A 20,398-nucleotide genomic window follows, 5' to 3' on the forward strand; every position below is an offset into this window, starting at 1 on the left:
CGGTACGCCGGGCAGTGATCATCGGGTTGTGCGGGACGCACCTGATGTCACGCTCGGCTTTTTTGCTATTCGACACGCAGTAAAAACAGGCGACGACTGAAGCCACCATGGCAAAACGTGATTACTACGAAGTGCTCGGGGTGGGTAAGAACGCGAGCGACGACGAGATCAAGAAGGCTTATCGCAAGCTCGCGATGAAGTACCACCCGGACCGCAATCCGGACAGCAAGGAAGCGGAAGACAAGTTCAAGGAGGCCAAAGAGGCCTACGAGATGCTCTCCGACGCTGAGAAGAAGGCTGCCTACGACCAGTACGGCCACGCGGGTGTCGACCCGAACATGGCCGGCGGCTTTGGCGCGGGCGGCGCAGGTTTTGGCGGCGGCTTTGCCGAGGCCTTTGGCGACATCTTTGGCGATATCTTTGGTCAGGCCCAGGGCCAGGGCGGACGCCGCGGTAGTGGCCCGCAGATGTATCGCGGCGCCGATCTGCGCTACAGCATGGAGATCACGCTGGAGCAGGCCGCGCATGGCTACGACACGCAGATCCGCGTGCCGCATTGGGACGAGTGTGACCACTGCCACGGCAAGGGCGCCGAGCCCGGCTCCAGCGTGGAGACCTGCCCAACGTGTCACGGCGCCGGTCAGGTGCGTGTGTCGCAGGGCTTCTTCACGATGCAGCAGACTTGCCCGAAGTGCCACGGCAGCGGCAAGTACATCCCCAAGCCGTGTACCAAGTGCCACGGCCAGGGCAAGCTGAAGAGCCAGAAGACGCTGGAAGTGAAGATTCCGGCCGGCATCGACGAAGGCATGCGCATCCGTTCGTCGGGCAACGGCGAGCCGGGTATCAACGGCGGCCCCCCGGGCGACCTGTATGTGGAAATCCACATCAAGCAGCACCCGGTGTTCGAGCGCGACGGCGATGACCTGCACTGTCAGATGCCGATCTCGTTTGCGACGGCAGCCATTGGCGGCGACATCGAAGTGCCGACGCTGGGCGGTCGCGCCTCGTTCACGGTGCCGGAAGGCACGCAGGCCGGCAAGACGTTCCGCCTGCGTGGCAAGGGCATCAAGGGCGTGCGTTCCGGCTATGCGGGCGATCTCTATGTGCACATCAACATCGAGACGCCCGTCAAGCTGACGGAGCACCAGAAGGAGCTGCTCAAGCAGTTCGACAAGTCCGTGCACGAAGGCGGCTCGCGGCACAGCCCGCAAGAGCAGTCGTGGATGGACAAGGTAAAGAACTTCTTCTCCTCGTAAGAAGCCGCGCAAAGCTACTGCGCGGCCCGATCTTGGCACTGTGATGCTCGCCGTACCGATGTACGGCTGCGCTTCTCGTACCGACCTCGGGCCGCTCGCTACGCTTTTCGAGGCTTCTTAAACACCAACTCTTCAATCAGGACTTCGTCATGCAGCCGCTCCAAGCGCCAAAGGCCGGCGCGCCGTTCGCGCTGCTGGACGATGCCACCTCGGGCGGCACACCGTGCTCGCGCTGGTACACCGGTTACGCCGGCGAGTTTTTTCGGCCGGCTGGCATGCTGGATGGGCTGGATGACGATCTTCGTGCAGCCTGGCGCCAGGGTTTGCATGCCCTGATCGTTGCGCCGTATGAGTTTGGTGGGCCGCTGGTCGGCCTGCCGGCTTCCACCGAAATCTCTTCCTCATTGCCTGGCCACGATGGCCGCTTGCGTGTGCTGCTGTTTCGCACGATGCGGGTGCTGTCGTCGGCAGAGGTCGATGCGCTGTTCGACGCGTGGCCCGATGCAACGGGCGGAGCGGGCCTGTTCGACTGTGCCGCCAGCGTCGATCACGCCACCTACACCGGCGCCGTCGCGCGCATACACGACTGGATTGCGGCGGGCGATACCTACGAAGTCAACTACACGTACCGCTTGCGCATGACAGCGTTTGGCGCGCCGGCGGCGCTGTATCGGCGTCTGCGTGCGCGCCAGCCGGTGCCTTACGGCGCTTTCATCGCGCTACCGGAGGGCGGTGCGATTCTGTCGTGCTCGCCGGAGCTGTTCTTCTCCCATCACGCGGGCCAGCTTGTCGCGCGGCCGATGAAAGGCACCGCGCCTGCCACCGGCAATGTCGAAGTCGACGAAGCCCGTGCCACTGCGCTGGCCGCCGACGAGAAGAACCGCGCCGAGAACCTGATGATCGTCGATCTGTTGCGCAACGATCTTGGCCGTCTCGCGCGTGCCGGTTCGGTGCACGTGCCGGCGTTGTTCGAGGTGACGCCGTTCGGCAGCGTGCTCCAGATGACGTCGACCGTGGAGGCTGAGATCCCGCCCGCCACCGGCCTTGCTGATTGCCTGCGAGCGCTGTTCCCGTGCGGTTCCATTACGGGGGCGCCCAAGCGGCGGACGATGGAGATCATCGATACGCTGGAGCCAGAGCCGCGTGGCCTGTACACCGGCGCGATCGGTTGGATCGATGCGCCTGTCGATGATCGTGCGATGGGCGACGCATGCTTCTCTGTGGCGATCCGCACGCTGGTGCTCGGCCCGCCCGGCACTGATGGCCTGCGCAACGGCGAACTCGGTATCGGCTCCGGCATCGTGCACGACAGCATCGCCGACGAGGAGTACGCGGAGTGCCAACTGAAGGCGCGTTTTGTGACGGCACTCGATCCAGGGCTGTCGTTGTTCGAGACGATGCGCGCGACACGCGATGGCGTGGCGCTGCTGGATTGGCATCTGGCGCGGCTGGAACGTTCGGCCGCTGCATTCGGTTTCCCTTTCGACCGAACTGTGCTGACGAATGACGTGGCACTTGCGTGCGCAACGCTCGAAGGCGAGGGCGCTTATCGCATGCGCCTGTTGCTCACGCCGGAGGGTGCGGCAAACGTATCGGCGGTGCCCCTGTCGCCGCTGCATGCGAGCTGGGATGCGCCGGTCCGCCTGCTCGTTGCCGCACAACCGCGCGAGGTCACGCACAGTCTGCCCACGCACAAGACCACGTTGCGGGCAGGCTACGACGCTGCCTGGCAGGCGGCCGAGCGCGAAGGTGCATTCGATACGGTGTTCTTCAACGCCGATGGCACGTTGGCCGAAGGCGGCCGCAGCACGTTGCTGGTCAAGCTCGATGGCGCGTGGTGGACGCCGCCGCTGTCCGCGGGTGTCTTGCCGGGAGTGATGCGTGCGGTGCTGTTGAAAGACGCGTCGCCGTGGCTTGATGGGCCGCTGCAGGAACGTTCGCTCACGCGCACCGATGTTGCTCGCGCCGAAGCCGTCGCCGTATGCAATGCTCTACGCGGCGTGGTGCCCGCGCATTTCGAGCCGGCCTTGGCCGCCGACGTGCTCTAGCTTCCAGCGCGCCACGCCGGGCAGGTTGATGAGTTCGCGGTCGTGGCAGACCATCAGCAGCGTGCGGCCTTCTGCTGCCAGTTCTCCCACAAGTGCAATGACTTGCTCGCGTGCGGCGCCGTCCAGATTCGACGTCGGTTCGTCGAGCAGAAGCACATCCGTGTGCAGCGCACGAGCCCGCGCCAGTGCGAGGCGTTGCGTTTCGCCGCCGGACAGCCGTTCGGGCGGCACATCCACCACGTGCTGCAGGCCAGCCCAGTGCAGGGCATCGTCAACTCGGTCAGCCAACTCCGCATGTGCCACGCGATGTGCGCCCGTGGTGAGCCCATAGGCAAGATTCGCGCGTACCGAAGTGCGGAACAGATACGGATGCTGGTGCACGTAGGTCAGCCGGGCGCGCAGTTCGGCCGGATAGGGCGACAGCGCCTGCTGCCCGTGGCCCATATCAACGGTCGCACCATTGGCGGGTGCGAGCCCGGCCAGCATGCGCAGCAGCGTTGTCTTGCCGACGCCGTTTGCGCCCGTGATGACGATCGCATGTCCTGCCGACAGCGCCAGGCGCGGAATCTCGAACAGGACGCGCGCGCCGTGCTGGCAGCGCAAGCCTTCAAACACCATGGTTGGCTGCGACGACGCGCTCATGCCGGCTCCCTGCGATAGTTGCCAGCCCCTTGCAACCACGCCAGCACGAGGTTGACGAGCAGCGCCAGCACGATTAGCACGATGCCCAGTGCGATTCCCTGTGCAAACTCCCCCTTGCTTGTTTCCAGCGCAATCGCCGTGGTCATGGTGCGCGTGACGCCTTCGATGTTGCCGCCGACCATCAGCGCCGAGCCCACTTCGGCAATGACGCGCCCAAAGCCGGCCACCACGGCCGCCATCAGACCGAAGCGCAGTTCACGAAAGACGGTCAGCAGTAACCGGAGGCGCCCGGCGCCAAGCACACGCGCTGTCTCGGCGAGGCGCGGATCCGCGCGTTCAAGCGTCGTCAGTGCAAACGCGACGATCACCGGCAGGCCAAGCACCGCTTGCCCGAGGATCATCCCCCCCTGGGTGAACAGCAGCCCGAAGCCGCCCAGCGGCCCCTGCCGCGAAAGCAGCAGATACAGCAGCAGCCCGATCAGCACGGTCGGAAACGACAGCGATGCCTGCGCCAGCACCACCAGCGCACGGCGTCCCATAAAGCGGTGCATGGCGATGAGGTAGGCGATGAGCAGACCTGGGGGCACCGACAGCAGCAGCCCCGCGATCGCCACCTTCAACGACACCCAGACGATCAGCCACAACGCCGCATCGCCGCTGGCAAGCAGGGCGAAGGCGTCGACGGTGGCCGACCAGATTTCCATGCGGGTGCCGCTCAGGCGAAAGTGTGTTCCGGGCCGGGGAACGTGCCGTCCTTGACGGCTGCCACATAGGCGGCGACGGCGCCATCGATGGTGGTCTGCCCGTCCATGAAGTTGCGTACAAACTTCGGGCGATGGCCGGGGAACACGCCCAGCATGTCGTGCATCACGAGCACCTGGCCGGAGCACTCCAGCCCGGCGCCGATGCCGATGGTGGGAATGGCCAGCAGGCGTGTGACTTCGCCGGCCAGGTCGGCCGGGATGGCTTCCATGACGACGAGCTGCGCGCCGGCATCCTGCACCGCCAGCGCATCGGCCTTCAGTTGCGCGGCCGCTTCATCGCCGCGACCCTGCACTTTGAAGCCGCCAAACGCATGCACCGATTGCGGCGTCAGGCCGATGTGCGCACACACCGGAATGCTGCGCTCAACGAGGAACTTGATCGTTGGCGCGAGCCACACGCCGCCTTCAAGCTTGACCATCTGCGCACCGGCCTGCATGACGCGCACGGCGCTATGGAAGGCCTGTTCGGGTGTGCCATATGTGCCGAACGGCAGGTCCGACACGAGCAGCGCTTTGGTCGTCCCGCGCGACACGCATTCGGTGTGATAGACGATGTGATCGAGCGTTACCGGCAGCGTGGTCTTCTGGCCCTGCATCACGTTGCCGAGCGAATCGCCGACGAGCAGCACGTCGGTGCCGTTGCGATCCATCAGGGCGGCGAAGCTGGAGTCGTAGGCCGTCAACATGGCGATGCGCTCGCCGGCGGCACGCATGGCCTGCAACGAAGTCACCGTGACGGCCTTGCGGTTCGATTCCTGGAGGTAGCTCATGGACTGAGACTCATTGGGGCATCGCGAGCGCCCACGCAGACCATGCGGTGCGTCGACTAGCGCGTTGCCAGCTTGATGAATTCCTTGGGCCCGCGCATCGCGTCGATGCGGGCGAGCAAGGTGCGGAAATCGTCGTTGTTGCCTGCGGGGTCGAAGGCAGCGGTGTCGACGATCATCGTCGGTGCGGCATCGTAATACAGAAACAGCTCGCCGTATGCGGCGCAGATGCGTTCGAGATACTCCGCATCGATGCCGGTTTCGTAAGGAACGGCGCGACGCGTGACGCGTGGCAGCAGGTCCTCGGCGCGCGCCTGCAAGCAGATGACGAGATCAATGCGCTGTTGCGGCAGGGCCAGCGCATGGGCCATCGCGTCGTACAGCGCGAGTTCATCGGCGGGCAGCGTGAGCTGGGCGAACAGCCGGTCGCGTGGCAGGAAGCTGTCGGCGACGATGCGCTCACCGGCGAGCGTCGCCTTGTGCCACGTCTTCAGGCGCTCGGCGCGTTGCAGCAGGAAACGCAGTTGCACCGGCAGCGCATAGCGCGCGGGGTCTTCATAGAAGCGGGCGATGAAGGCGTTTTCGGCGGGTGTTTCGAACAACGTCGACGCCCGCAGATGATCGGCCAGACGCTGGGCCAGTGCGGTCTTGCCCACGCCAATGGGCCCTTCGACAACGATGCGGCGCAGGTGATCCAATGCCATCAGCGGGTGATTGTGCGTGGTGCGGGTGATCAGGCGGCGGGCTGCTTGGCGCGCATGCACTGGCACATCGTGGTCTTTTCGATGCGCTGGTCGGCCACGCCGGGCAGCAGTGCAGCCACGGCGCCAATGCCCGGAATCACGAGATCGGGCGCCAGTTCATGCAGGGGCAGCAGGGTGAAGGCGCGTTGGCCCACGCGCGGGTGCGGCACCGTCAGCTCGGGTGAGGTGAGGACGTGGTCGCCGTAGAGCAGCAAGTCCAGATCAAGCGTGCGCGGCGCGTTGTGAAACGGGCGCTCGCGGCCGAACTGGTCTTCGATGTGGTGACAGATGCGGAGCAGTTGGTCGGCAGTGAAATGCGTGTCGATGCGCACCACGGCGTTGATGTAGTCATCGCCGCTGGATTCCACGGGCGCGCTGCGATACAGGCTCGATTTGCCGGTGACGGTGATGCCGACCTGCTGTGCGAGGCAGACCACGGCGTCTTTCACAGCCTGGCGCGCGTCGCCCAGGTTGGCGCCGATGCCGATGTACGCCACTGTCTTCACGTTTCCTCCGAACTTCCCGGATTGACGTCACCGACTGTATCCGATTTTGCCGGACCGCGTCTGCGGCGACGGCGTTTGCCCGGGCTGGCCGGACCGGCATTTGAGGAGGGGCTCGGGGCGTGCTTGGCTTGTGCCATGAGGGCTTCGCGGGCTTCGCCGTCACCGCTCTGGAAGTCGGTCCACCAGTCGGCGAGTTCCTGCGGCAATTCGCCCGAGGCGCAGCGCAGCGCGAGGAAGTCGTAGCCGGCACGGAAGCGCGGCGACTCCAGCAGCCGATACGGCATGCGGCCCGAGCGCTTTTCAAAGCGCGGCTGCATGCTCCAGATTTCCTTCATGTCGGAGGTGAAGCGGCGCTGGATGGCGAGTTGTTCGGTCTGGCGGTCGAGCACTTCATCCATGGCGGTGTGCAGCGCGGGGATCAGCGGCTCGCCGGCAGAGCGGCGGCGGTTCCAGTGCTCGACCACGTGATGCCACAGCAGCGAGGCAAACAGGAAGCCCGGCGAGACGGGCTTGCCAGCCTTGACGCGGTCGTCGGTGTTGTCGAGGGCCAGCTGCACGAAGCGCTGGCCCATCGGCTGCTCCAGCGCGACGTCAAGCAGCGGCAGCAGGCCGCTGTGCAGGCCCGCTTTGCGCAACTCCTGCAGCGATGCCCAGGCGTGGCCCGACATCAGGAGCTTCAACATCTCGTCGAACAGGCGGGCGGCCGGCACGTTGTGGATCAGCGGGCCCAATTCCGCGATCGGCGCGCGCGTGTCGGGGTCGATGTCGAAGCCGGTCTTGGCCGCGAAGCGCACCACGCGCAGCATGCGTACCGGATCTTCGCGGTAGCGGGTGTGCGGATCGCCGATCATGCGCAGCGTGCGTGCGCGCATGTCTTCCATGCCGTGATGATAGTCATGCACGGTTTCGTCGGCGGGGTCGTAATACATCGCGTTGACGGTGAAGTCGCGGCGGGTGGCGTCTTCGGCCTGGGTGCCCCAGACGTTGTCGCGCAACACACGGCCGCTGGCGTCGACAGCATGCGTGTGGTGGTCCAGCTCGGTGCGTTTGACGCGCTTGCCGGCGGGCACCTGCTCGGCGTCGACCGCGTCGACGAGCGCGCGGAAGGTCGAGACTTCGATGATTTCCTGATCGCGTCCGCCGTAGAAGGTGACGTGCACGATCTGGAAGCGGCGTCCGATAATGCGCGAGCGACGGAACAGCGCCTGGACCTGATCGGGCGTGGCGTTGGTCGCCACATCGAAGTCTTTCGGCTTAATGCCGAGCAGCAAGTCGCGCACGGCGCCGCCCACGATGAAGGCGGCATAGCCGGCTTCCTGCAGCGTGGACGTGACCTTGACCGCGTTGCGCGAGAGCAGCTTCGGATCGATGCCGTGCTCGTCTACGCTCCACACGCGCGCCTGGCGCGGCACGCCGCCGGCGGACTTGGCGCGCGCCTTGGCCGTTTTGGGTGCCTTGGGCGTGCGGGCCTTCCTGGCGGCGGGTGCTCCCGGTTCAGCCGGAGCGTGGGGCTCTGCGGAGGTCTTGCCCAGCAGGCGATTGATGAGTTTCTTGATCACGCCGCGCCTTGCTTAGAAGAGATCCATGATGCGCCAGTTGCGCGCGGCTGCCAGATTGCGCAGCGTGTCGTCCGGGTTGGTGGCGACGGGGTCGGTCACTTCCTCCAGCAGCGGCACGTCGTTGGCCGAATCGCTGTAGAAGGTGCTGCGCTCGAAATCGCTCCAGCCGCGGCCCATGTTGGCCAGCCACTCGTGCACGCGCGCGACCTTGCCCTCGCGAAAGCTCGGCGTGCCGGCCACGTCGCCGGTAAAGGCGCTGTCCGGGTTGCCGTCGGCGGTGGCCGGTTCGGTGGCGATCAGGTGGTCGATACCGAAGGCCTCGGCAATCGGGCGGGTGACGAAGCTGTTGGTGGCGGTGACCACGCAGCACAGGTCGCCGGCGTCCAGGTGCTTGTAGACCAGCGCTTGCGCCTGCGGCGTGATCTTCGGACGGATCACGTCGTGCATGAACTCGGCGTGCCACTGGGCGAGCGTGTCGCGCGGGTGGGCGGCCAGCGGCGCCAAGGCAAAGCGCAGAAACGCATGAATATCCAGCGTGCCGGCTTTGTAGTCCGCATAGAACTGATCGTTCTTGCGCTGGTATTCGGCTTCATCCACCACGCCGCGGCGGATGAGGAAACGTCCCCACTCGTGGTCGCTGTCGGTGGGGATGAGGGTGTGATCGAGGTCGAAGAGGGCCAGATTCATGGGGCGCGATTTTACCCGAACGTTACATCACCGGCCGCGCGAGCCCCGGGATTCACTTCATCAGCGCGAGCATGTCGCGCACGAGCGGCAGGGTGACGGCGCGCTTGCGGGCCAGCGAATAGGTGTCGAGAGCGTCCAGCAACGCCATCAGGCTCGGCATGTCGCGGTAGGAGTGCGTCACGAGCCACTGCGGCACATCAGCCGAAAGTTGCATGCCGCGTTCGCGGGCGGCTTGGCGCAGGGCTTCCACCTTGTCGGCGTCGGACAGTGGGCGCAGCCAGTAGACCAAGCCCCAGCCCAAGCGGGTGCGCAGATCTTCACGCAGCGGCATCGACATCGGCGCGGCGGCCCCGGAGATGGCAATGGCGGCATGCGGATGCGCGCGCACTTCATTGACCAGGTTGAACACGGCGATCTGCGCCCATTCGTCCAGGCGCTCGGCGTCGTCGATCGTCCAGACGGTGATGGTCGGGTCGAATTCGAAAGCTTCGGGCGGGGCGTCGGGTTCCAGCGTGCGGACTTCGTAGCCGCCAGCCTCGGTCTGGGCGCAGATGGCTTGCAGCAGGTGGCTGCGGCCGCTGCCTTCCTCGCCCCAGAGGTAGACCAGGCGGTCTGTGGCGGTACCGTCCACCACCTGCGGAATCAGGGCGCGCAGGCGCAGCACCGCCTCTTCGTTGCCGGTGGCGACGAAGTTGTCGAAGGTCGGGGCGGGCGTCGCACCGAGTTCGAGCGGGAGCTGTTCGGGTGTGGCCATGAAACGTGAGGCGGCGGGTGAGTTATTCGCGGTACAGCTTGCTGCCCAGATAGAGCTGGCGAATCTGCCGCAAACCGACGAGCAGCACTGCGCTGATCGGTAGGGCCAGCAGGATACCGAAAAATCCGAACAATTGGCCAAAAGCCAGCAAGGCGAGGATGACCGCCAGCGGGTGCAGGCCAATGCGTTCGCCGACCAGGCGCGGCGTCAGGTAGAAGCTTTCCAGGAACTGGCCGATGCCGTACACCACGGCGACTGCCAGCAAGCCGTAGAGGTTGCCGAACTGCAACAGTGCGGCAAGGATGGCCAGCGTGAGCCCCACGCCAAAGCCAATGTACGGAATGAACACCGCCAGCCCCGTGAAGATGCCTACGGGCAGCGCCACGTCAAAGCCGGCCAGCGCCAGCCCCGCCGAGTAGTACACCGCCAGCACCAGCATCACGATGATCTGACCGCGCAGGTATTGGGAAAGCAGGCCATCGGTTTCGGTGGCCAGTTCGCGCGTTTTTGGCAGCCAGCGGCGCGGCACGGCGGTTTCGATGCGGCGCATGAGCATGTTCCAGTCCATCAGCAGGTAGAACATCACGATCGGCACCAGGAAGAAGATGCCCAACACCTGGATGGCCGCCGAGCCCGACACGCGCAGATAAGTCAGCACCCGGGCCACTACGTCGTCCGGGCTGGCGGCGAGTTGTTCGGTGAGCAGCGCGCGCAGGCCCGGAAAATCAAAGCTGACATGCAGGCCCAGTTCGTCCAGCTTGGGCGACAGAAAAGCGTTGAGTTTGGCGAGCATCCCGGGTAATTGCTCGCGGATGGCCGGGATCTCCCGCTGCAGCACCGCCAGGATCAGCAGCATCAGCGCCACGCCCACCACGGAGAGCACCAGAATCATCAAAAACACGCCCAGCACGCGCGGTACGCGATGGCGCTGCAGCCATTCCACGCCCGGGTGCAGGATGTACGACAGGATGAACGCGAAGACGAAGGGCGTCAGCGTCGGCGCCAGCGCCTTGAGCAGGGCCAGGAAGACAAGCGCCACGGCGATCCAGGCGAGCGTGCGCTTGGTTTCCTGAGACAGCACGGGGGCGTTCATGGCAGGCGATGGTTCCGATAGCGGGGTGGATGAGTCGGAAAAGCGGCCATCGGGACGGCCGCATCCGGTAAAATCGCGATTTTACTGGACCGGCGGGTCTGGTTTTTGTGACTTCCCGCCGCCGTCTCGCTTTCTTTCCCGGTTTTTTCAATTCAGACGACTGTATGAGCGCTTCCGAAACCCCATCCGCATCGACCGGCCTGTCTTACCGCGACGCGGGCGTCGACATCGAGGCGGGTGACGCCCTTGTCGACCGCATCAAGCCGTTTGCCAAGCGCACCATGCGCGAAGGCGTGCTGGGCGGCATCGGCGGCTTCGGCGCGCTGTTCGAGCTGTCCAAGAAGTACCAGGAGCCGGTACTGGTGTCCGGCACCGACGGCGTGGGCACCAAGCTCAAGCTGGCCTTTGCGCTGAACCGCCATGACACGGTTGGCCAGGATCTGGTCGCCATGAGCGTGAACGACATCCTGGTGCAGGGCGCCGAGCCGCTGTTCTTCCTGGATTACTTCGCCTGCGGCAAGCTCGACGTCGATACCGCTGCCACCGTGGTCAAGGGCATCGCCCAGGGTTGCGAGTTGGCGGGCTGCGCGCTGATCGGCGGCGAAACCGCTGAAATGCCGAGCATGTATCCGGACGGCGAATACGACCTGGCCGGCTTTGCCGTCGGCGCGGTCGAAAAGCGCAAGATCATCGACGGCACCACCATTGCCGAGGGCGACGTGGTGCTGGGCCTGGCCTCGTCGGGTGCGCATTCGAACGGTTACTCGCTGGTGCGCAAGATCATTGAGGTGTCGCGCCCGGATCTGAACGCCGATTTCCACGGCCAGCGTCTGCAGGACGCCATCATGGCGCCGACGCGCATCTACGTGAAGCCACTGCTGTCGCTGATCGACAAGCTGACCGTCAAGGGCATGGCGCACATCACCGGCGGTGGTTTGACCGAAAACGTGCCGCGCGTGCTGCAAGACAACCTGACCGCCGTGCTGCACAAAGACGCCTGGACGCTGCCGCCGCTGTTCCAGTGGCTGCAGAAGGCCGGCAACGTGGCCGATGACGAAATGCACCGCGTGTTCAACTGCGGCATCGGCATGGTGGTGATCGTGTCGGCAGCCGATGCACCGGCCGCCATCGCGCACCTGAAGGACGCGGGCGAGACGGTCTACCAGATCGGCGAAATCCGCACCCGCCAGGCTGGCGAAGCGCAGACGATCGTGGTCTGACGCGAGGTTCGCGCCAACAAAAAACCGCCGAATGCCTCGGCGGTTTTTTTATGCGCGCTGTCTTGGGGGCGCTTATTTGAGCGGGACATATTCGCCGCTGGCCGGGTCGTCCTTCTGCAGCGCGCCGGTGTTCTTGTCGATGAGCAGCGTGACCACGCGCGGCGCGGTGTTCGGGTCGCCGCCGCACGCGGGAGTGTGGTTTTCCAGCACTTCGACGCTGTTGTGCGTGTCGTCGGCGCGGTCTACCAGGAACGACAGGCACTCCTGCGGCAGGGTGGTCAGCTTGTACTTTTCGATGGCGGCGCGGGCCAGATCGACGGCCTTTGCCTGTTCGGCCTCGCTGACGGCGGGCGCGCTGGCAGTCGGCGCATTGGCCGCGTTGGACGCGCCAGGGGCGGGGGCCGCAGGTGCGGAAGCTGGAGCGGGCGCGGCAGGCTTGTGCGCGTCGTCGGAGCGGCCGCAGCCCGCCAGCGCGAGAGCGGTGAACGCGGCAAGCAGCAGGAATTTGGTCATGATGTGCGGAGCGTGTCGGCGATGTTCAGCCCACGACTTTACCCGCAACTGGCGGATTTTTTCCATGCCGCATACGCCTGCGGCATGCACACCGCGCACGGCCGGTAGCCGGCGGCACGCGCGTCGGCTTCGTTGAGGAAGAACACGCGGTGGCGTATATAACCGCCGCGCTCGATGGCCCGGCGTGCTGCTGCGCAATCGAGCCGACCATAGATGCGCGCGCGCCGATGCCCGCCCAGCGTGCCGGGCGCGGCGCTCTCATAGGGCTGGCCATCCGCGCCGATGAGGGTCCACGTTCTCACGCGGTTTATGCGGCGGATTGCGCTTCGCGCTCCAGCAGCGCCAGCTTGCGCTCCACCCCCCAGCGATAGCCCGAGGTGTTGCCGTCTCTGCGGATCACGCGATGGCACGGGATCGCCACCGCAATGTGATTGGCCGCACAGGCTTGCGCCACCGCGCGTACCGCCTTGGGCGCGCCGATGCGCGCGGCAATCTCAGCGTAGCTTGTGGTGCTGCCCGGCGGCACTTCACGCAGCGCTTGCCACACGCGCTCCTGGAACGCGGTGCCGCGCACATCCAGCGGCAGTTCCAGCCCGATGGATGGCGCCTCGATCAGCCCCACCACCCGGGCAACCAAGTCCTCAAAGCCCGCATCACCGCCGATGAGTTCGGCCTTCCGGAACGTGTCTTGCAGATCGCGCACGAGGGCGTCGGGATCGTCGCCCATGAGGATCGCGCAGATGCCGCGATCGCTCTGCGCCACCAGGATCGAACCGAGCGAGCATTCGCCCACCGCGAAGCGGATCGTCGTCTGGGCGCCACCGGCGCGGTAGCGGCTGGCCGTCATGCCGAGCACGTTGTCGGACGCCTCGTAGAAGCGGCTGCTGGCGTTGAATCCGGCGTCGTAGATGGCCTCGGTGACGGTGCTGCCGCGTCCCAGTTGCGCGCGCAGCTTGCGGGCGCGATGCGCATCGGCGTAACCCTTGGGCGTGAGGCCCGTGACGCTCTTGAACAGGCGATGGAAGTGATACGGGCTCAGGCCAGCGTCTTGCGCGAGCGCGTCGAGCGTGGGCGGCGTGTCGGCTGCCTCGATGCGGCGGCAGGCCTGTGCGACCAGCGCGGTTTGCTGCGTGCGCACGGTGGTCTGATCCGGGGCGGCGCGGCGGCTCGGGCGATAACCGGCGGCTTCTGCGTCGGCCGGCGTGTCGAAGAATTCGACGTTCTCCGGGCGCGGCAGGCGCGACGGGCTGCTCGGCTGGCAATACACGCCGGTGGTCTTCACCGCATAGACGAATTGCCCGTCGGCAGAGGCATCGCGCGCCAGCACGCGAGTCCAGCGCGGGTCGTGTTCAACGAGGGTGGTGTCCGGTACGGGGCGGGCGGAGGTTTGCATGGCGTCATCCAGTGGACTGCGATGACTGTACTGTAGGTACGTCCGTCTGGCCGGGCACTCCGCGTCTTGCTGTCAAATTCGAAGCGCCGCACGAGTCACCCGTCCTACGCGTTCACGGGCCTGAAGCGTTGGCAGGCACACGCCATAAATACCAAGCCGCAACGGTTCGATACGGGCTCCATGCAAGACCAATCGTCTCCATCTGCTTGCGTGTGGGCGTGGCGTCGAGCCGCTTCAGACGTCGGTAGCCATCGCGCACGCCGAAGTCGTCTGCAGGCAGGATGTCCGAGCGCTCCAGCGTGTAGATCAGCAGCATTTCGACCGTCCACCGGCCAACCCCGCGCAGCGTCACCAGGCGATCGACGAGCGCTTCGTCTGGCATGGCTAGCGCGTGTTCGCGCGTGGGCACGACACCGTCGAGCGCGGCTTGTGCAATGCCGCGAATGGTCGCCAGTTTGGTCGCAGAGAAACCGCAGGCGCGCAGGGCTGCCTCGTCTGTGGCGAGCACCTGCTGCGGTGCAGGAAAAGCCGTGGTCGGGTAGAGCGCGAGAAAACGTCCGAGGATGGCGCCACCGGCTTTGGCGTGCAACTGCTGATAGGCGATCGCGCGGATCAGCGCTTCATAAGGTTCGCGCGCAGGCTTGGCAGCATGGCGGCACGGGCCGATGGCGGCGATATGGCGGGCCCAGTCTTCGTCCAGCGTGGCTAGAAAGGTTGCGGCTTGCCGGTAGGCGCTTTCGGACAGGTCTGCGGCGATGGTCATGCGCTGATTTGCCGGTCAGCCGGCCTTGCGGAACGTGAGGTTGATGCGCTGGCTGCCCAGCAGTGCGTGCGGGTGGTCTTTGAGCGGCGCTACGCCGTGATAGCGCAGGCGGTCCGGGCCACCCCAGACGACGACATCCCCGTGAAAAAGCGGAATGCGCTGCGTTTTGTCGGCGCGGCGATGTCCGCCAAATAGGAAGACGGCTGGCATGCCGAGCGACACGGAGACGATGGGCGCGCCGTAATCCTGCTCGTCTTTGTCCTGATGCAGTGACAGGCGCGCCCCTGGCACATAGCGGTTGATGAGGCAGGCGTCCGGCGTGAAGCCGGGGAAGCCCGATTCAGCGGCGGCGTTGCGTGCGAGGCGTAGGAAGACATCGGGGAGCGGTGGCCACGCGTTGCCCGTGAGCGGGTCGAGCGTGGAATAGCGGTAGCCGCGGCGGTCTGACGTCCAGCCCAGCGTGCCGCTGTTGGTGAGCGCGACCGACATCTCGAAGCCGCCCGGCGTGACCATGTGACGGAACGCTGCCTGCTGCGCGATGGCGTCCACCGCCGCCAGCAGGGCCGGCGCATCTGCCAGCGCAAAGCCACGCAGCACAAACGCTGCCTCGCCGAGCGCGATGCACGCGTCGTCAACGGGTGCGTGGTCGGCAAACAGATCGCCGGTCGTCATGATGAGCTGGCTACAGTGCGTCGTGGAAGATGATGCCCACAGTATGCCGCTGGCCTGAACGTAAGCGGCTCACTCCGTGGCGCATGTTCACGCGATACGTGCCGCGCGTGCCTTGTACGGGGCGATGGTGCACCGCAAAGACCACTGCATCGCCTTTGCGCAGTGGCACCACCTCCGGCCGCGATTGCATCCGAGGGCGCTGCTCCGTCATGACGAACTCGCCGCCGGTGAAATCCAGGCCCGGTTCGGACAGCAGGATGGCCACCTGCAGCGGGAAGACGTGCTCGCCATAGAGGTCCTGATGCAGACAGTTGTAATCGCCGGGGCCGTATCGCAGGATCAGTGGCGTGGGGCGCAACTGGCCGGCTTCGTGGCAGCGGCGCAGGAAATCGGCGTGCTTGGCCGGATAGCGCACGTCGATGTCCATGGCTTGGTTCCAGCGGTTGGCGATGGTCGCCAACGGAGGGTAGAGCGACGCGCGCAACTGCGCGATCAGTTCCGGCAACGGATAGGCGAAGTATTGGTATTCGCCGCGCCCGAAGCCATGGCGTTCCATCACCACGCGCGAGCGGTACAGGTGATCCTGCGGGTACAGTGCGGCCAGCGCGTCGCACGCGTCATGCGTGAGCAGGCTGGGCAACACGGCGCTGCCGACCTCATTGAGGGCGTCCTCAACGGCATGCCAGTCGATGTCATCAAAATTGGGATGGTCCCCCGCGCTGACATGCGCGGCGGCAGTGGAATGCGGCATATGCGCTCCGCTCGGAGATTCGATATGCCAAGCCTACGCTCACGGGAGTGCGCGCGGCACTCCGGAGCTTGCGGTCAAATTCAGGCCTGTGCGGCCAGGCTGGCGGGCATGGTCGTGGCGGCCAGCTTGGTCAGCGCGTCGCCGGTGGCGCGGCAGATGCGCCACTCGGGCAGCACATCCGCGCCCATGGCTTCGTAGAAGGCGATGGACGGCGCATTCCAGTCGAGCACGCTCCACTCGAAGCGGCCGCAGTCCCGCTCTTGCGCCAGACGCGCGAGGTGGATCAGGAGTGCTTTGCCGATGCCCAGGCCGCGGTATTCGGGCTCCACGAACAGGTCTTCCAGATACAGGCCCGGCTTGCACAGGAAGGTCGAGAAGTTGTGGAAGAACAGCGCAAAGCCCACGGCCCGGCCATCGACTTCCGCCAGCACCGCCTCGCAATACGGGCGCGGTCCGAACAGCATCGTCGCCAGCGCGTCAGGCGTGGTCTGCACGAGGTGCGTGAGCTTTTCGTACTCGGCCAGCGCAGAGATCAGGCGAACGAGCGAGGCGCAGTCATCGGGGGTGGCGGGGCGCAGCGTGAAGCTAGTCGCTGTGGTGGCGGTCATTGTGATTGCGATTCCAGTGAGGTTTGGACCAGGCGCGCGACCTGGTCGACGTAATCGGGCGCGAGGCAATCGACCACGTGGCGCTCGGGCGTGCTGCGCAGCCAGGTGATCTGGCGCTTGCAGAGCTGGCGCGTGGCGGCGATGCCTTGTTCGCGCAGGGCGGCCATGTCGATTTCGCCTTCGAGGTAAGCCCAGGCCTGGCGATACCCGACGCAGCGGATGGACGGCAGTGTGGGCGAAAGATCGCCGCGGCGGCGCAAGCGCTCTACTTCGTCGAGCAGGCCGCCGGTGAGCATCGCATCAAAGCGCTGCGCAATCCGCGCATGCAGCACGAGGCGGTCGGAGGGCTCAAGCGCGATCGTCAGATACGGCGCCGCCGCATCGTGCTGCTGGAACGCATTCGCGCCGACCTCGCGGGCGAGCAGGGCGGACATCGGTTGGCCCGTCAGCCGATACAGCTCCAGCGCGCGCTGGATGCGCTGTGCATCGGTCGCGTGCAATCGCGCGGCCGTTACGGGGTCGACCGTTGCGAGCTTCGCGTGCAGGGCCGGCCAGCCGTCGCGGGCGGCTTCGGCATCGATCTCTGCGCGGATGGTAGGATCGGCGCCGGGCAAATCGGAGAGACCTTGTGTGAGCGCCTTGTAATACAGCATCGTGCCGCCGACGATCAGCGGCAGCCGGCCGCGTGCGCGGATGGCGTCGATCAGCGCGCTCGCATCATTGGCAAACTGCGCGGCGGAATACGCATCGAGCGGATCGATGATGTCGATCAGGTGATGCGGCGCGACGGCCTGTTCTTCGGCGCTGGGCTTGGCGGTGCCGATGTCCATGCCGCGATACACCAGCGCGGAATCCATGCTGATGATCTCGACCGGCCAGCGCTCGGCCAGCTTCAATGCGGCGGCGGTCTTGCCGGACGCCGTGGGCCCCAGCAGGCAAATCGCGCGCGGGGCGCTTGCAGCAGAAGCAATCATCGGAATTTACTGGCCACGCAGGAAGAGACGATCCAGGTCAGCCACGGTCAACTGAATCCACGTCGGGCGGCCGTGGTTGCATTGGTCGGCGCGTTCGGTCGCTTCCATCTGGCGCAGCAGTGCGTTCATCTCGTCCAGGTTCAGGCGGCGATTGGCGCGCACGGCGGAGTGGCACGCCAGCGTGGCGAGCAGTTCGTTCTGGCGTTCGGCCAACACGCGCGAGCCGCCGTAGGCGTGCAGATCGCGCAGCACGTCGCGGGCGAGCGCCTGCGCATCGGCCTTCTGCAGCAGGGTTGGCACCGATCGCACGGCCAGCGTGGTGGGCGACACGGCGGAGATATCGAAGCCGAGCAGCGTGAGCGTGTCGCGAAATTCCTCCGCGGTGCCGATCTCCACCGGGCTTGCGGCAAACGTGACCGGAATCAGCAGCGGCTGCACTTCGACGCGCTTGGTTTCGAGCGCGGCCTTGAGCTGTTCGTAGAGGATGCGCTCGTGCGCGGCATGCATGTCGACGAGCACCATGCCGCGCGTGTTCTGCGCCAGCACGTAGATGCCATGCAACTGGGCCACGGCAAAACCGAGCGGATGATCGTCATCGGCCTGTGGCGCTGCAGCCTGCTCTGCAACGGCGGCGGGCGCTTGGACAGTCGCGGTGCCGCCGTCGAATAACGTTGCGGCGCTCGGCACGTCGGTCATCCACGCGGGGCGGCTCGCCGGCATGGGCGCGCTATCGCCGCGCATCATCGACAGGTATTCCGCACGCGGCTGCGCAATGCCGAGCGACGTCTGTCGCGCAGCCATCTGGTTGATCCAGCGCGTGGTGTTGTCGGTAGGCGAAGGCGCTGCCGTAACCCCGGCAACCTCGGGCGCATCGGTAATGTCGGTGCGCAGGCTGTCGCCCTGTTCGCCGGCGTGGCGGGACAGCGCGCGTTGCACCGCGTGATAGACGAACTGGTGCACCGCGCGGCTGTCGCGGAAGCGCACCTCGATCTTGGACGGATGCACGTTCACGTCCACCGCTTCGGGCGGCAACTCCAGGCACAGCACGTAGGCGGGGAAACGGTCACCGTGCAGCACGTCTTCATAGGCGCTGCGCACGGCGTGTGTGAGCAAACGGTCGCGCACGAAGCGGCCGTTGACGTAGAAGAACTGATGATCAGCCCGGCCGCGCGAGGCGGTTGGCAGGCCCGCGAAGCCGAACAAACGCAGTTCGCCGGCAGATTCTTCGAAGGGCAATCGCGCCCGGGCGAATTCGGTGCCGAGTACGGCGGCGGTGCGCGAGTCCGCCTGCGTGGCGTTCCAATGCTCCAGCGGTTTCCCGTTGTGATGCACGGAGATGGCCACGTCCGGCCGCGCGAGCGCGGTGCGGCGGATCACCTCCATGCAGTGGCCCAGCTCGGTCTGCTCGGTCTTCAGGAATTTGCGGCGCGCCGGCGTGTTGAAGTACAGATGCTGCACATCGACCGTGGTGCCGACGCCGCCCGAAGCCGGCTGCGCCCGCCCGGTTTGTGCAATGATCTGCGTGGCGTGGGCGTCGTTGGCCGTACGCGACGTGAGCGTCAGTTCCGCCACCGAGGCAATCGAGGCCAGCGCCTCGCCTCGAAACCCCAGCGTCGCCACCGATTCCAGCTCTTCCAGCGAGCCGATCTTGCTGGTCGCATGCCGCATCAGCGCGACGGGCAATTCGCCCGCCGGAATGCCACCGCCGTTGTCGGTGATGGCAATGCGCCGCACGCCGCCTTCCTCCAGCTTGATCTGCAACTGCGTGGCACCGGCATCCAGCGCGTTTTCCAGCAACTCCTTGACCACGGACGCGGGCCGTTCGACCACCTCGCCGGCCGCGATCTGGCTGATCAGCTGGTCGGGAAGCGGGCGGATGGGGCGGCGGGAAGTCGAGGCGGAAGTCATCGCGGCATTATAAATGTCACGCCCTGTGTGGCGCACCGACGCAAGCCCGGCAAGCGCAAGGGGAAAATTAATTGACATCCGGTATCATTCCCCGCTGCTCAATCGGGGGTTGGTTTGGATATCGTGATGCAACTGGTCGACATCGTTCTGCATGTCGACAAATCGTTGGGACTGCTCATTCAGCAGTACGGCGCGTGGGTCTACGTGCTGCTGTTTGCCATCGTCTTTGCCGAGACCGGCTTGGTGGTGCTGCCCTTCCTGCCCGGCGACACGCTGCTCTTCATTGCAGGCGCCATGTGCGCCACGGGTCAGATGGACGCCTGGCTGCTCATCGTGCTGCTGGTGACTGCCGCCGTCACGGGCAATACCGTCAACTATTTCGTTGGCTCCTGGATCGGCCCCAAGGTATTCGACGGTCACATCCGCTTCCTCGATCACGAAGCGCTGATGAAAACGCATGGCTTCTACGAGCGCCACGGCGGCAAAACGCTGGTGATGGCGCGCTTCATCCCGGTGGTGCGAACATTCGCGCCCTTCGTGGCCGGCGTGTCGAAGATGACGTTTGCCAAGTTCCAGCTCTTCAACATGATCGGCGCTGTGCTGTGGGTGGCGATCCTGGTATTGGCGGGCGAGGCATTTGGCGCCGTACCCATCATTCGTGACCACCTGAACACGATTGTTCTCATCGGGCTGGGCGCGGCGATCGTGCCGCTGGCGCTGGGCGGGCTGTGGAAGCTGCTCAGGCGCCGTCGGGGCGCTGTGACCCCGAAATAGGCG

General features: G+C 65.8%; 22 protein-coding genes. 4 read left to right on the top strand and 18 right to left on the bottom strand.

Annotated features, from left to right (window positions below; all coding sequences use genetic code 11):
• The first annotated feature begins 107 nt into the window (after window positions 1-107).
• Entirely contained in the window at window positions 108-1,256 is a 1,149-nt protein-coding gene (gene dnaJ / locus NG898_RS01095) for a molecular chaperone DnaJ (RefSeq protein WP_252690733.1), read from the top strand.
• A gap of 149 nt (window positions 1,257-1,405) precedes the next feature.
• On the top strand, window positions 1,406-3,304 hold the full coding sequence (locus NG898_RS01100; RefSeq protein ID WP_252690734.1) for a bifunctional chorismate-binding protein/class IV aminotransferase: 1,899 nt from the start codon (window positions 1,406-1,408) through the stop codon (window positions 3,302-3,304).
• On the opposite strand, the gene NG898_RS01105 is transcribed toward NG898_RS01100, so the two are convergent.
• The 9 genes from NG898_RS01105 to NG898_RS01145 are packed head-to-tail and all read right to left on the bottom strand — an operon-like array spanning window position 3,248 to window position 10,819.
• Window positions 3,248-3,946, bottom strand: coding sequence for an ABC transporter ATP-binding protein (locus NG898_RS01105; RefSeq protein WP_252690735.1), 699 nt, complete (start codon window positions 3,944-3,946; stop codon window positions 3,248-3,250). The genes NG898_RS01100 and NG898_RS01105 overlap by 57 nt on opposite strands.
• Complete coding sequence (locus NG898_RS01110) at window positions 3,943-4,650, bottom strand: ABC transporter permease (protein ID WP_252690736.1); 708 nt, start codon at window positions 4,648-4,650, stop codon at window positions 3,943-3,945. The genes NG898_RS01105 and NG898_RS01110 overlap by 4 nt, the downstream gene beginning before the upstream one ends.
• Window positions 4,651-4,661: 11 nt before the next feature.
• Window positions 4,662-5,480 carry a 3-methyl-2-oxobutanoate hydroxymethyltransferase gene (gene panB / locus NG898_RS01115; RefSeq protein WP_252690737.1) on the bottom strand — a complete coding sequence of 273 codons (819 nt, stop codon included), beginning with the start codon at window positions 5,478-5,480 and terminating at the stop codon, window positions 4,662-4,664.
• 56 nt (window positions 5,481-5,536) lie between these two features.
• Window positions 5,537-6,181 (bottom strand): deoxynucleoside kinase, encoded by a 645-nt coding sequence (locus NG898_RS01120; protein WP_252691596.1) that lies wholly within the window; start codon window positions 6,179-6,181, stop codon window positions 5,537-5,539.
• 29 nt (window positions 6,182-6,210) lie between these two features.
• Window positions 6,211-6,726, bottom strand: a complete 516-nt coding sequence (gene folK / locus NG898_RS01125; RefSeq protein ID WP_004631694.1) for a 2-amino-4-hydroxy-6-hydroxymethyldihydropteridine diphosphokinase — start codon at window positions 6,724-6,726, stop codon at window positions 6,211-6,213.
• The gene (gene pcnB, locus NG898_RS01130) at window positions 6,723-8,285 is read right to left on the bottom strand and encodes a polynucleotide adenylyltransferase PcnB (protein ID WP_252690738.1); all 1,563 of its coding nucleotides are present in this window, start codon (window positions 8,283-8,285) and stop codon (window positions 6,723-6,725) included. Before pcnB ends, folK begins: the two co-directional genes overlap by 4 nt.
• Window positions 8,286-8,297: 12 nt before the next feature.
• Window positions 8,298-8,972 carry a histidinol-phosphatase gene (locus NG898_RS01135; RefSeq protein WP_027680636.1) on the bottom strand — a complete coding sequence of 225 codons (675 nt, stop codon included), beginning with the start codon at window positions 8,970-8,972 and terminating at the stop codon, window positions 8,298-8,300.
• Between the two features lie 52 nt (window positions 8,973-9,024).
• Entirely contained in the window at window positions 9,025-9,726 is a 702-nt protein-coding gene (gene hda / locus NG898_RS01140; protein WP_252690739.1) for a DnaA regulatory inactivator Hda, read from the bottom strand.
• Window positions 9,727-9,748: 22 nt separating this feature from the next.
• On the bottom strand, window positions 9,749-10,819 hold the full coding sequence (locus tag NG898_RS01145; RefSeq protein WP_252690740.1) for an AI-2E family transporter: 1,071 nt from the start codon (window positions 10,817-10,819) through the stop codon (window positions 9,749-9,751).
• A 164-nt stretch (window positions 10,820-10,983) separates the two neighbouring features.
• Here NG898_RS01145 and purM point away from each other — a divergent pair, with 164 nt between their 5' ends.
• Window positions 10,984-12,039 (top strand): phosphoribosylformylglycinamidine cyclo-ligase, encoded by a 1,056-nt coding sequence (gene purM, locus NG898_RS01150; protein WP_252690741.1) that lies wholly within the window; start codon window positions 10,984-10,986, stop codon window positions 12,037-12,039.
• A gap of 72 nt (window positions 12,040-12,111) precedes the next feature.
• On the opposite strand, the gene NG898_RS01155 is transcribed toward purM, so the two are convergent.
• The 9 genes from NG898_RS01155 to mutL form a co-directional block, all read right to left on the bottom strand.
• Entirely contained in the window at window positions 12,112-12,552 is a 441-nt protein-coding gene (locus NG898_RS01155) for a hypothetical protein (RefSeq protein ID WP_252690742.1), read from the bottom strand.
• Between the two features lie 38 nt (window positions 12,553-12,590).
• Window positions 12,591-12,854: an Ada metal-binding domain-containing protein gene (locus tag NG898_RS01160; protein ID WP_252690743.1), complete on the bottom strand. Its 264-nt coding sequence runs from the start codon at window positions 12,852-12,854 to the stop codon at window positions 12,591-12,593.
• Between the two features lie 5 nt (window positions 12,855-12,859).
• A complete protein-coding gene (gene ada / locus NG898_RS01165; RefSeq protein ID WP_252690744.1) occupies window positions 12,860-13,945 on the bottom strand; it encodes a bifunctional DNA-binding transcriptional regulator/O6-methylguanine-DNA methyltransferase Ada in 1,086 nt (361 codons plus the stop codon).
• 112 nt (window positions 13,946-14,057) lie between these two features.
• Complete coding sequence (locus NG898_RS01170; RefSeq protein WP_252690745.1) at window positions 14,058-14,708, bottom strand: DNA-3-methyladenine glycosylase family protein; 651 nt, start codon at window positions 14,706-14,708, stop codon at window positions 14,058-14,060.
• Between the two features lie 15 nt (window positions 14,709-14,723).
• Window positions 14,724-15,380, bottom strand: a complete 657-nt coding sequence (alkB, locus tag NG898_RS01175) for a DNA oxidative demethylase AlkB (protein WP_252690746.1) — start codon at window positions 15,378-15,380, stop codon at window positions 14,724-14,726.
• Between the two features lie 10 nt (window positions 15,381-15,390).
• Window positions 15,391-16,131 carry a 2OG-Fe(II) oxygenase gene (locus NG898_RS01180; RefSeq protein WP_252690747.1) on the bottom strand — a complete coding sequence of 247 codons (741 nt, stop codon included), beginning with the start codon at window positions 16,129-16,131 and terminating at the stop codon, window positions 15,391-15,393.
• 80 nt (window positions 16,132-16,211) lie between these two features.
• On the bottom strand, window positions 16,212-16,739 hold the full coding sequence (locus tag NG898_RS01185; protein ID WP_092972581.1) for a GNAT family N-acetyltransferase: 528 nt from the start codon (window positions 16,737-16,739) through the stop codon (window positions 16,212-16,214).
• Entirely contained in the window at window positions 16,736-17,713 is a 978-nt protein-coding gene (gene miaA / locus NG898_RS01190; RefSeq protein ID WP_252690748.1) for a tRNA (adenosine(37)-N6)-dimethylallyltransferase MiaA, read from the bottom strand. The genes NG898_RS01185 and miaA overlap by 4 nt, the downstream gene beginning before the upstream one ends.
• Before the next feature lie 6 nt (window positions 17,714-17,719).
• Complete coding sequence (gene mutL, locus NG898_RS01195; protein WP_252690749.1) at window positions 17,720-19,621, bottom strand: DNA mismatch repair endonuclease MutL; 1,902 nt, start codon at window positions 19,619-19,621, stop codon at window positions 17,720-17,722.
• A gap of 126 nt (window positions 19,622-19,747) precedes the next feature.
• On the opposite strand from mutL, the gene NG898_RS01200 reads away from it, so the two are divergent.
• Window positions 19,748-20,395 (top strand): VTT domain-containing protein, encoded by a 648-nt coding sequence (locus NG898_RS01200; RefSeq protein WP_092972586.1) that lies wholly within the window; start codon window positions 19,748-19,750, stop codon window positions 20,393-20,395.
• The last annotated feature ends 3 nt before the right edge of the window (window positions 20,396-20,398 follow it).

The organism is Ralstonia mojiangensis (genome assembly GCF_023955645.1).
Taxonomy (GTDB): Bacteria; Pseudomonadota; Gammaproteobacteria; order Burkholderiales; family Burkholderiaceae; genus Ralstonia; species Ralstonia mojiangensis.

Coding starts and splice junctions, on each gene's coding strand:
- NG898_RS01110 (WP_252690736.1), bottom strand. CDS start 4,650: ATGGAAATCTGGTCGGCCACCGTCGACGCCTTCGCCCTGCTTGCCAGC.
- miaA (WP_252690748.1), bottom strand. CDS start 17,713: ATGATTGCTTCTGCTGCAAGCGCCCCGCGCGCGATTTGCCTGCTGGGG.
- dnaJ (WP_252690733.1), top strand. CDS start 108: ATGGCAAAACGTGATTACTACGAAGTGCTCGGGGTGGGTAAGAACGCG.
- mutL (WP_252690749.1), bottom strand. CDS start 19,621: ATGACTTCCGCCTCGACTTCCCGCCGCCCCATCCGCCCGCTTCCCGAC.
- NG898_RS01105 (WP_252690735.1), bottom strand. CDS start 3,946: ATGAGCGCGTCGTCGCAGCCAACCATGGTGTTTGAAGGCTTGCGCTGC.
- NG898_RS01200 (WP_092972586.1), top strand. CDS start 19,748: ATGCAACTGGTCGACATCGTTCTGCATGTCGACAAATCGTTGGGACTG.
- purM (WP_252690741.1), top strand. CDS start 10,984: ATGAGCGCTTCCGAAACCCCATCCGCATCGACCGGCCTGTCTTACCGC.
- panB (WP_252690737.1), bottom strand. CDS start 5,480: ATGAGCTACCTCCAGGAATCGAACCGCAAGGCCGTCACGGTGACTTCG.
- hda (WP_252690739.1), bottom strand. CDS start 9,726: ATGGCCACACCCGAACAGCTCCCGCTCGAACTCGGTGCGACGCCCGCC.
- alkB (WP_252690746.1), bottom strand. CDS start 15,380: ATGACGACCGGCGATCTGTTTGCCGACCACGCACCCGTTGACGACGCG.
- NG898_RS01120 (WP_252691596.1), bottom strand. CDS start 6,181: ATGGCATTGGATCACCTGCGCCGCATCGTTGTCGAAGGGCCCATTGGC.
- NG898_RS01170 (WP_252690745.1), bottom strand. CDS start 14,708: ATGACCATCGCCGCAGACCTGTCCGAAAGCGCCTACCGGCAAGCCGCA.
- NG898_RS01145 (WP_252690740.1), bottom strand. CDS start 10,819: ATGAACGCCCCCGTGCTGTCTCAGGAAACCAAGCGCACGCTCGCCTGG.
- NG898_RS01180 (WP_252690747.1), bottom strand. CDS start 16,131: ATGCCGCATTCCACTGCCGCCGCGCATGTCAGCGCGGGGGACCATCCC.
- NG898_RS01155 (WP_252690742.1), bottom strand. CDS start 12,552: ATGACCAAATTCCTGCTGCTTGCCGCGTTCACCGCTCTCGCGCTGGCG.
- NG898_RS01185 (WP_092972581.1), bottom strand. CDS start 16,739: ATGACCGCCACCACAGCGACTAGCTTCACGCTGCGCCCCGCCACCCCC.
- NG898_RS01135 (WP_027680636.1), bottom strand. CDS start 8,972: ATGAATCTGGCCCTCTTCGACCTCGATCACACCCTCATCCCCACCGAC.
- NG898_RS01100 (WP_252690734.1), top strand. CDS start 1,406: ATGCAGCCGCTCCAAGCGCCAAAGGCCGGCGCGCCGTTCGCGCTGCTG.
- ada (WP_252690744.1), bottom strand. CDS start 13,945: ATGCAAACCTCCGCCCGCCCCGTACCGGACACCACCCTCGTTGAACAC.